Annotated in this window: 6 protein-coding genes; all 6 read right to left on the bottom strand. The window is 48.2% G+C overall.

The window, feature by feature from the left end:
- Positions 1 to 121: 121 nt before the first annotated feature.
- The 6 genes from ACR0P9_RS00495 to ACR0P9_RS00470 all read right to left on the bottom strand — a co-directional run bounded on the left by ACR0P9_RS00495 (position 122) and on the right by ACR0P9_RS00470 (position 8789).
- Positions 122 to 1735, bottom strand: a complete 1614-nt coding sequence (locus ACR0P9_RS00495) for a hypothetical protein (protein ID WP_432616892.1) — start codon at positions 1733 to 1735, stop codon at positions 122 to 124.
- Complete coding sequence (locus ACR0P9_RS00490; RefSeq protein ID WP_432616891.1) at positions 1735 to 1938, bottom strand: hypothetical protein; 204 nt, start codon at positions 1936 to 1938, stop codon at positions 1735 to 1737. Before ACR0P9_RS00490 ends, ACR0P9_RS00495 begins: the two co-directional genes overlap by 1 nt.
- Positions 1939 to 1952: 14 nt before the next feature.
- Complete coding sequence (locus ACR0P9_RS00485; protein ID WP_432616890.1) at positions 1953 to 2879, bottom strand: phage baseplate protein; 927 nt, start codon at positions 2877 to 2879, stop codon at positions 1953 to 1955.
- A 197-nt stretch (positions 2880 to 3076) separates the two neighbouring features.
- On the bottom strand, positions 3077 to 4159 hold the full coding sequence (locus ACR0P9_RS00480; protein ID WP_432616889.1) for a phage tail spike protein: 1083 nt from the start codon (positions 4157 to 4159) through the stop codon (positions 3077 to 3079).
- The gene (locus tag ACR0P9_RS00475; RefSeq protein WP_432616888.1) at positions 4156 to 5829 is read right to left on the bottom strand and encodes a distal tail protein Dit; all 1674 of its coding nucleotides are present in this window, start codon (positions 5827 to 5829) and stop codon (positions 4156 to 4158) included. The genes ACR0P9_RS00480 and ACR0P9_RS00475 overlap by 4 nt, the downstream gene beginning before the upstream one ends.
- Positions 5826 to 8789: a tape measure protein gene (locus ACR0P9_RS00470; protein WP_432616887.1), complete on the bottom strand. Its 2964-nt coding sequence runs from the start codon at positions 8787 to 8789 to the stop codon at positions 5826 to 5828. The genes ACR0P9_RS00475 and ACR0P9_RS00470 overlap by 4 nt, the downstream gene beginning before the upstream one ends.
- Positions 8790 to 8798: the final 9 nt, after the last annotated feature.

The following is an 8798-nucleotide window of genomic DNA, read 5'->3' as shown; positions in this document are numbered from 1 at the left end:
ATACTGAACCGCATCAATTTTAAACTGTTTATCATAGTGCTTTGCCATATGAGATCCTCCTTCAGCATGTCTCTATTGTACCATGCTTATGTGTATTTGGAATTTCTCATTTTGGCTTGTACTATTTATATTCTAGCACCAAGTAGCTCCAGCTCGCCCCGTCAGGCCCGCGCCCGCAACTCAGGTAGGAAGAGCCAGCGTTAGAGCCGCTCCCGAGGTTACCGCCACGCAGGTATTCGCGCGTGCCAGATGTGTTTTTGCCACCACCATAAACTCTGTCTCCAGTGCCGACCGAATCGCCACTGCCAACCGTTGCAGGATATGTCGCGCCCGTCTGCGTATCAATCGCAATATCGCCAATCCAGAAATCATTGCCGCCATTTCCGACGATATTGCCAATTTTCCTGTATGTTGATTTGATTTCCGCAGCATTAGCTGTGCGCTTGTTATCGCGCGGTGCAACTAACACATTTTTGCTGTAATCCGATTGAAAATCCATGATTGTATCCGATGAAACTGTATATCCGCCAACAGCGTATTCAATGCCCTGTACGCGATATGGATGTTTTCCGTCTGTATTGCTGCACACGCTGCCATCGTGTCTGCCAATCACAGCGTCAGTTGTTCCTGACGTCCAGTGCATCGTCGATAACGTGATTGATGCCTTCAGCGTCGCTGTTAGCGCGACAGGCGTAGTGTCAAATCCGGCGTCAACGTCTAAATATACCGCACTGTTTGCATCGTCAATAGTCTCTATTCGCAGCACGCGCACGTCGTCTGCATATTTGTGTATACTTGAAACTCCACGGTCGTTATTTACCGCACCGTTATTATTGCTGCCGTATCCAGCGGATACATACGATCCTACTAAAATATTTGCGGCTTGTGTCTTCGTCAGCGGAAAGTACGTGTCCTTGTCCGTTCGTTGCACACTAGCAGCATACTGTAGATTGTAGCTCGTACAACCAGCGAAAACTTTTTGTGATGATTTTTGCGCATATTTTAATAGCGTAAACACAATTTGCCATGTGTTTCGTGCCTCTGGCGCGCCAAAATATCCAGCACCCTTCTTCGCGTAATTTGTAATCATATTATTATATGACTGACCACGTGCAGGCTTCAATCCCGGGATGCTCCGCAATTTTCCGTCCGACGCAACGCCACTTATGTACTTCGAGTGAATGACATACGGGTAGTCTACGCCATTCGATGCAGCTTCACACCACAGCGTATATCCGTCTCGCGGCATGTCTGTGATGGACAGGATTGCATATTCCTCCGAGCTGTCATCATATTTGATGTATGGCGTCATCTGGATGACACCAACATCAACATTTCCTGTTGTTGTGTATGTATCATCAATGCCCTCTATTGCTGTCGGATATGCGTGTCCGTGTTCGTCGCGCAGATAATTGCAGTTGTACCATCGAAACAACGGAATATCTGCATAGTCATCGCGTCCAGTAACCGTGTCTGTGCTAGGCTCGCACGCAAGTCCAGCGTTATCATCAATTTTTGTGCATACAGTTGTTTGATTTGATGCAAACTTCGGAATCTGCACGCTATACACCGCGCCGGTCCGCGGCATACGAAACAGTGCATCGATCACGCTATTATCTACTGTTGATTTTAGATTAGCTACATCGGTTCTAATCTCCGAAATATCAATCGACACCTGTTTGCTCGCCTTCCCTGCCCGCGCCGCCATCGCGCGTGCGATATTGTCTGTTGCCATTATGGTTCACCTTCTCCGAATTTTTTCCACGCGCCTTCATCGTATCGGTAGATGTCTCCCGTGTCCCATTCCAGTAGCGTACTGCCGACTGCGATTTTTCGTCCTTCATACGTGCCGACTGGTTTTTCGTCAGTGCTATTGCAAGTGAATTCAAACTGCGACATATCCGATGTGATATATTTGTAATCATTTTTAGATAACATTGTTCCCTCCTACATTAAGCAGTCCGCTTCCAAACATACACCGCAATGTACGGCGGCATGTTGTTGTGTGCCTGATCGAGACCTGCGCCGTTTTGCGCCAGCTTGGCCTGATAGTTTTTCTTACTGGTCGTGACACCATCCGGCTTGATCAGGTAGTCACCAAATGTCGGAGACCAGCTGGAAGTCGAACCGTCGTTGTTGACATACATGGTGTGCGTGTGGCTCGGCATCTCCTGTGCGGTCAGCTTGTGCGTCGCTTCGCCGCCGGTGCTGCCGCCTGCATACGCAGTGCCCGCCGCGAGCAGAAATCTGTCCTTGATGCGCTCCCATGTGCCGCTCCAAGTGGTCTGCGGATTGAATGTGCTGCTGGTAGTTTGATAAATCGACCCTACCGGATACATGTCCAATACGGTTGCACCGCTGCCAGATACTCCAAGTAAATCTTTCAGTTCAGCTTGCGTGATGGATGCTAAGATTTGTCCTACAGCACCGCGCAGCACTAGTGCACGATTACCGTCAGCGTCATCATCGTCCAGCAAATTTACACGGCGCACAGTCAGATTTCCGTCTTTGCCTACGACAGGGATTTTCGCCAGATCACCTGTGTTATATCCGTCCGTTGACAGCTTCGTATTCAGTGCCGCTGTGTTTGCCGCAATTTGCGCAGCTTCCTTCTCGGTTGCGCCACTTGTTACCGGGTGTTCAGTCAAATATTTTGCTACAGCATCCTCGACCAAACCACCAACCGTTTCCGGCGTGTTTAGCTGCGCAAGTTCCGGATCTACAGATCTAGGAATATAAATTTCTGCAGCGCTTGTAGTCAATGTGATTTCTTTGTCCGCATCCGTTGCAGACAAAGACACATAAGACAGTCCATAAATCTGCGTTGCCGCCAATCCAACTTTTCCGGTGCATACGTCTGTGGTGCTATCATATGTCAATGGAGTTTGAACAATCTGCTCCTTATAACGATCTTGCCAATTCAGGCAGTATACATACGATGGGTTCACAATATCCGTATTGCTCGCGAAAACACTATCGCTCAGCTTCACTCTCACTGGCGTATTTCTACTGAATTGAATAAGCGCTTCTTTGTTTTCTGGAATCAATTTCGTTCCAACTTGAGTAAGTCTTACAGTCATTTTTCCTCCTCATAGTCTATCAGCTCAGCTTCTCTCGTCCGATTTGCTTCAGATATTTCAATTTTTTTGACCCGCGCTTTGTATCGCGTATCATCGTCAACTACTTGTACCACATCTCCCGCTCGCAGCTTCGGCGGTACATCGGCGAACTCTGCTTCGTGTGTAACGATGATTTTTGATATTCGTTTCAGTTCATTCACTGCACGGTTACACAATTCAGATTGACTTGTAGTGTCATAGCTAAACATCTTCAAAATGTGTCCAGTATAGCTGCTGGGTTCTGAATTGTATCTGCTCCACTTCTGCAATGCTGACCGAGATTTCAAGTACATGCCTTCAAGATAAATATCGCCGTCATCGTATGTATATCCATAGAGTGTAATCGGCGTATCGGCTCCCTCTAGTGTTCCTCCCGTTGCTTTCAACGCAGTTGCCAGCTCCGAAACAGATCTCTTGGTTATAACTCTACGAAGCTCTTTCCCAAGCCGCAACTTAACATCGTTGTCCATGCCGCGTTTTTTATAGATGTTTATCAGCTTCTTTGACACCTTGAAACGATTTATCTCAAACGAAAGCGATATTTCCGCATCGAACTGTGTTGCAATAGATAGAATGCGTTCTGTTCCAGACGATTCTCCTTCCCACGACAATGTTCGTGACCGATCGCTAATCTCGTTGATTCCTATAACAAATCCACTGTCATATGCAAACTTTTCAATATACCATGCGATCGGATGCGATTCTGTGTTGTCCAGCGATTCACACTCGCGATTCACCAAATCCAATCCGGCATCCTCTGCATATATTGATACCACTCTATTCTGTGTATCTGTTTCGGCATCGATAATCGTATAAAATTCGTTTTCCAGATCGCTAGACCGCAGCAGATAGTTGCCGGGCGTTGTAAATTTCTCGACCTGGTTTTTGTTGTTTCCATACGGAATCTCGAATTCAAGCGTTTTTACATCCGTCTCTATGTCATCGGTTACTTTGTCGTTTTGGATGTGCATTCCACTAGAAAGTTTTGTGCTCGCCTTTCCTAGCAGCGACATATATCTGTCTGCAAAATATATAATCACAAATACGCCTCCCGAAACCGAACAATATACTCAGGATTTTCCTTTACCCAGCTCGAGCAAGCCGCCGAAACGCTGTCAGTGCCCCCTGGTCGGATACAAAAATCTTCCCAGTTATTGTCAATATTGCCCAAGTCGTCTCTTTGTTGACCGTTGACATATATTGTGCCAGTCGAGCAATCTGCCGTTATCATATCACCTTTAGAAAACAAATTCGGCTCATCAATTGTTTTTTCAATATACGTGCTGAATTTTAGCGAACGCAATGCGTTTGTTTGCATAGCAGATGCCGAACCGCATTTACCAAAAAACACGCTGATTTCAGTTGCTCGAACTTTTCCTAACGCATCGCTCATAAATCCGAACCTTTCCCAACCGGCCCGTTTTTCAGTCGGCATCTCAAATATAATCGTGTCATTCATCCTCTTGAAAATCGAGATGCATCGGCTATCAAATCCAGTGAAACAATTTTGTCGTGACATCGCGAACGAAAATGTCTTTACGACAGCGCCGTTAACAGAAAAATGACCTTTAACATTTCCGCTACCTGCACCGTCACGGTAAAATGTAATGCCCGCAACGTGACATTTCTTCGTACCCTGTATTGCAGATGATGATGTTCCGTAAATATTCAGCTGAAAAATACCAAGTTCTTTCGCGTCGTCTGAAAAAAAATAGTTCTGAAATTCCAGTGAAAAATTCAGTGCCCCATTATCTCCGTTAGAATCCGACGGAATGGCGCGCGTCATTGTGGGACCGTGCCAGACCACCCCATCTTCTCTCGCCATTTCGTAGTCAGTCGCTGATGCAACGCTTACTCTTTTTGCACTGCTGTCAACATATTCCGTTATAGATGTTACGCCAACATTACCTCCGACAGAATATTTAGATGTCACCATAGGCACATCTGTATTTTTTGACCAATTGTTTAATTCGTTTACAGAAAATGCTGTAATTTTAATCAAATCTTCATAAACGTCATACAGCTGTCCATCTATCTCTTCCGGATTTCCGATCATTATGCTAGCATCCGCTCCTGGCGTTACAATCACAAGCTTCCCGTTTTCATCGAAAATTTCTGGCGTGCTTGCATGATGGAAAAACGTTACATAACCACAATCTTGCGCCATGACAGCAGACAAGATCGGATAAACAGGATATGTGCCTTGATATGTAAATTCCAACGACTTGAAAGTGTTCGATGATATTACGGTTTCTTCGAGCGAATACTTAATGGGGTCGGCGCAGTAAAATTCGATTTCGCCCGTGACGGCGTTTCTTCCTGGCGGAACATCCGATATATTTGTCATTGTACCAACATAATATTTATCCGGCTCATCAGCAAAGACAATTTGACCCTGGCGCTTTAGCAGCAGTCTGTTCAGCGCATTGAATAGTGCTCGGAACTCGTATGAATCCCGAGCACCCAGCTGAAACGCAACGATAATCGTCCGCGGCAGATAGCGTGCGTACTGATAATCCGCGCCATCCCGTGCATCAACAGAGTTTGTCTTGATTTCGCTTTCTACCGATTCCCGCCCGGCAACAGTCAGCGTGCGAAAACCTGGTATTGCCTGATCCAGCCACACGCCGTTAAACTGCAGTGCTTCCGTTGGGAGCAGCTGCTCCGAGAATCGTGCTTCTGTTGTGTCTACAAAGTTATAGCTCATCATCTGCGCCCCTTTCTCCGTTCTTCCCGGCGTTGCTGTGTTTCTAACTCAGATTTCGTGTATGTTACAGTTGCCTTCGCAACTTCTCTGCCGTCAAGATCAAGCGGAACGATAATCGTATATGTTTCGTTGGAACGATACTCATACACATCATTTAACGTTGCATTGCCGTAATTGGATATTGTTGGCATACTTGCCAGTGATGGCACACTCACCAATTCCGCCGCAGCATGGTGTGCGTCTGCGATTCGGCTCTGAATGCCGTCAGCCCAGCCATCTCCGAAGTATTCACCAAGTTCCTGCGTCACCCGCGATGGGGAATGAATCTTAGCTTCTGCACGGATAGCAGCTTCTGCCGCAGCAGCCAATTGTGCAGCCACAGAACGAACGCGCCCCAGCTGGGATTCCATGCCATTCGCCAATCCCACACCGATATTTCGTCCAGCACTGTATGCGCCACCGGACGCGCCATTCATGCTCGAAACAATACTGCGAGCCATGTTCCTTGACGTAGCCACCGCCCGTGCGCCGCCAGAGCCGATTGCGGCATTAAATCTCGACATAGCTTGTGTGGCAATAGTCGGCAATTGATTAGTGCCGCTCTTTACGCCGTTCTGTGTATTTGTGCCGATTTTTTGTCCGGAACTCTTTGCACGGCGTGCGCCGTTATCAAAAGCGCTTATTAGTTTGTTTACCGCACTTTGCGCAATGCTTTCGAGACCGTTCAATCCGGATTGAACAACGCTGATCGAACCTTGCATAGCACTGATGGATGTTTGTGCAGATTTTGCATTGCTGGATATTGATGCCATGCTGGTGTTGACGCCCACTAACGCCGCTGCCATTGCAACTGACCCTCCGGCAGCCACTAACATTGCTGCACCAAATGCCGCCACGCCAACTGTTGATACTACAGCAGCATCATCAAACGCAACAAGTCCTGCTGTACAAACCAGTGCTGCTGCAGACAACGCCGTCAATCCCGTTGCCGCCGTTATCGCCCCTACGCCTACAGCCGGAAGCGCCGCACCAAGCAAAGCCACACCCGCGGCAGCAAGCAATATTCCCGCCGACAACACCAATACAGCGGCACTCAGTGCCAATACGCCGACCGCTGCGACAAGTGCTCCTGCACCTGCAACCAGCAAGCCCGCACCAAGCACCAAAGCCCCCGCACCTGCCAAAGCAGCACCAGCCGCGAACACAATCATAGACGCGCTAAGAGCTGCAATGGCAACTGCGCCGCTTGTACCATACTCAACCACAACCGGAAGTACGGATGCCACAACTGCCAGCGCAGCTGCGGCAGCAAGAGCACTAACGCCAACCAGCGCGATTCCTGCGCCAAATGCTACGAAACCAACTGCTCCTGCGGTCAGTGCCGGAGCCAAAGCAGCCGCACCAACTGCAAGTCCTGCGATTGCTGCGACCATGCCGACCATCACTGCGATTGCCAGTGGACCCGCGCTTGCCAGATTGATTGCAGATGCAGTCAATATCGCAAATCCCGCGGCAGCTAAAACAACAGCCGCACCGAGCGCTACCATTGCCGTAGAGATAGCAGTTAGCTTTGCAGGGCTTGCTTTGATCGAGTTCAGCATCACAGCCATACCCGCACCAAGTGCTGCCACTGCAGCGATCAGTCCAAACAAAACAGCAATAGCCGCCGGACCTGCGTTTGCTACCGAAATAGCCGAATACGCCAGCAACGCAAATCCTGCGCTGATAGTGAGAACCGCCACGCCCATCAATGCAAACGCTTTTGCCGCTTTTAACATCTGTGTTGCGCTTTTTTTGCTTGCGTTTCCTGTTGCTGTTTCCCCTGCAGCGATACCGAACAGCTTTCCCGCAATCTTTCCAACTCCACCTGCGGTCAACTTCAAAATTGCGCCGGAAAACGAACCGACAAACGGCGCAACCGTCCGAACAATCTTGAAGCCCTGGTAAGCAAGAAAGAGTTTAGGTAAAAGGGAAATGACTTTTGCAACAGCATCTGCATGTTCTTCCAAAAATCCCGCGAATGTTGTCAGCGCCCCTGTTGCAACATCCATCACACTCGAAAATGATTTTATGCTGTCCGTTGAACCAAACGAACCATTCAATTCTCCCAACGACTGCATAACGGCCGAAACTGCACTGCCAAACGCCTTGCCGACTTCCGAAACATCCGTCTTAAACACGTCCCAGTACTTGCTTGCGCTGTCCAGCCCCGCTGTCAATTTATCCGCTAATCCAGATGCATCAATCGAACCAACTGCATCAACAATGCTGCTCACAGCGTTAATGCCCACATTAGATAAAACATCAAACGCAGGAGCCAGTTTATTCGATACTGTTTCCTGCAAGCCGTCCATCGCTTGACCAACCGTCTTGTATTGCGTTGCCAACTTTGTGAAGGCATCGTTCGTACCAACTTTTGAAATCGCATCGAAGAAGTCTTCTGTCTTTACTTTGCCGTCTTGTACATTTTTAACCAGCTCGGCTGTTGTCATTCCCATCGACTTAGCGATCTGAGATATACCTGCCGGTGTCTGTTCGAGCATCAGCTTAAAATCTTCCCACGCAACCTTTGGTTTTGCTGCCATCTGTGTTGCCTGCTGCGACAATGTTTTCATTGCCTGTTTTGGATTTTCTGATGCCGCAGCCAGACCACCAAAGCCTTTTACCAGCTGCGTTGTATTTTTTGTGCCAACCGCCGCCAACTGCGAATAGGTCGATGCCATGTCACTGGCACTGTAAATCGTCTGCTCGGCAAAAGACTGTAATTCCCCCTTGATGCTGGCGATTTCGTCTTTGCCTTTGCCTGCCATCTCCATGTTGGCACTGAATGTTTTCCATGCGGCATTTGAACTGCTGATTTCGCCAACCAAGCCCGTTACACTGCCCGATATTGCGCTGAATGCCTGCTGACCAATGCCAGCGAGAATGCCAAACCCAAGTCCGCCGGTAATGGAAGTTTTCAAGCTGCTAAG

It is taken from the genome of Butyricicoccus sp. (genome assembly GCF_050872565.1).
In the GTDB taxonomy this organism is placed as follows: Bacteria; Bacillota; Clostridia; order Oscillospirales; family Butyricicoccaceae; genus Butyricicoccus_A.
This window is presented reverse-complemented; position numbering and strand designations above follow the sequence as displayed.

Excerpts from the sequence above, each read along its gene's own strand:
- ACR0P9_RS00495 (WP_432616892.1), bottom strand. The coding sequence starts at position 1,735 with ATGGCAACAGACAATATCGCACGCGCGATGGCGGCGCGGGCAGGGAAG.
- ACR0P9_RS00475 (WP_432616888.1), bottom strand. The coding sequence starts at position 5,829 with ATGATGAGCTATAACTTTGTAGACACAACAGAAGCACGATTCTCGGAG.
- ACR0P9_RS00490 (WP_432616891.1), bottom strand. The coding sequence starts at position 1,938 with ATGTTATCTAAAAATGATTACAAATATATCACATCGGATATGTCGCAG.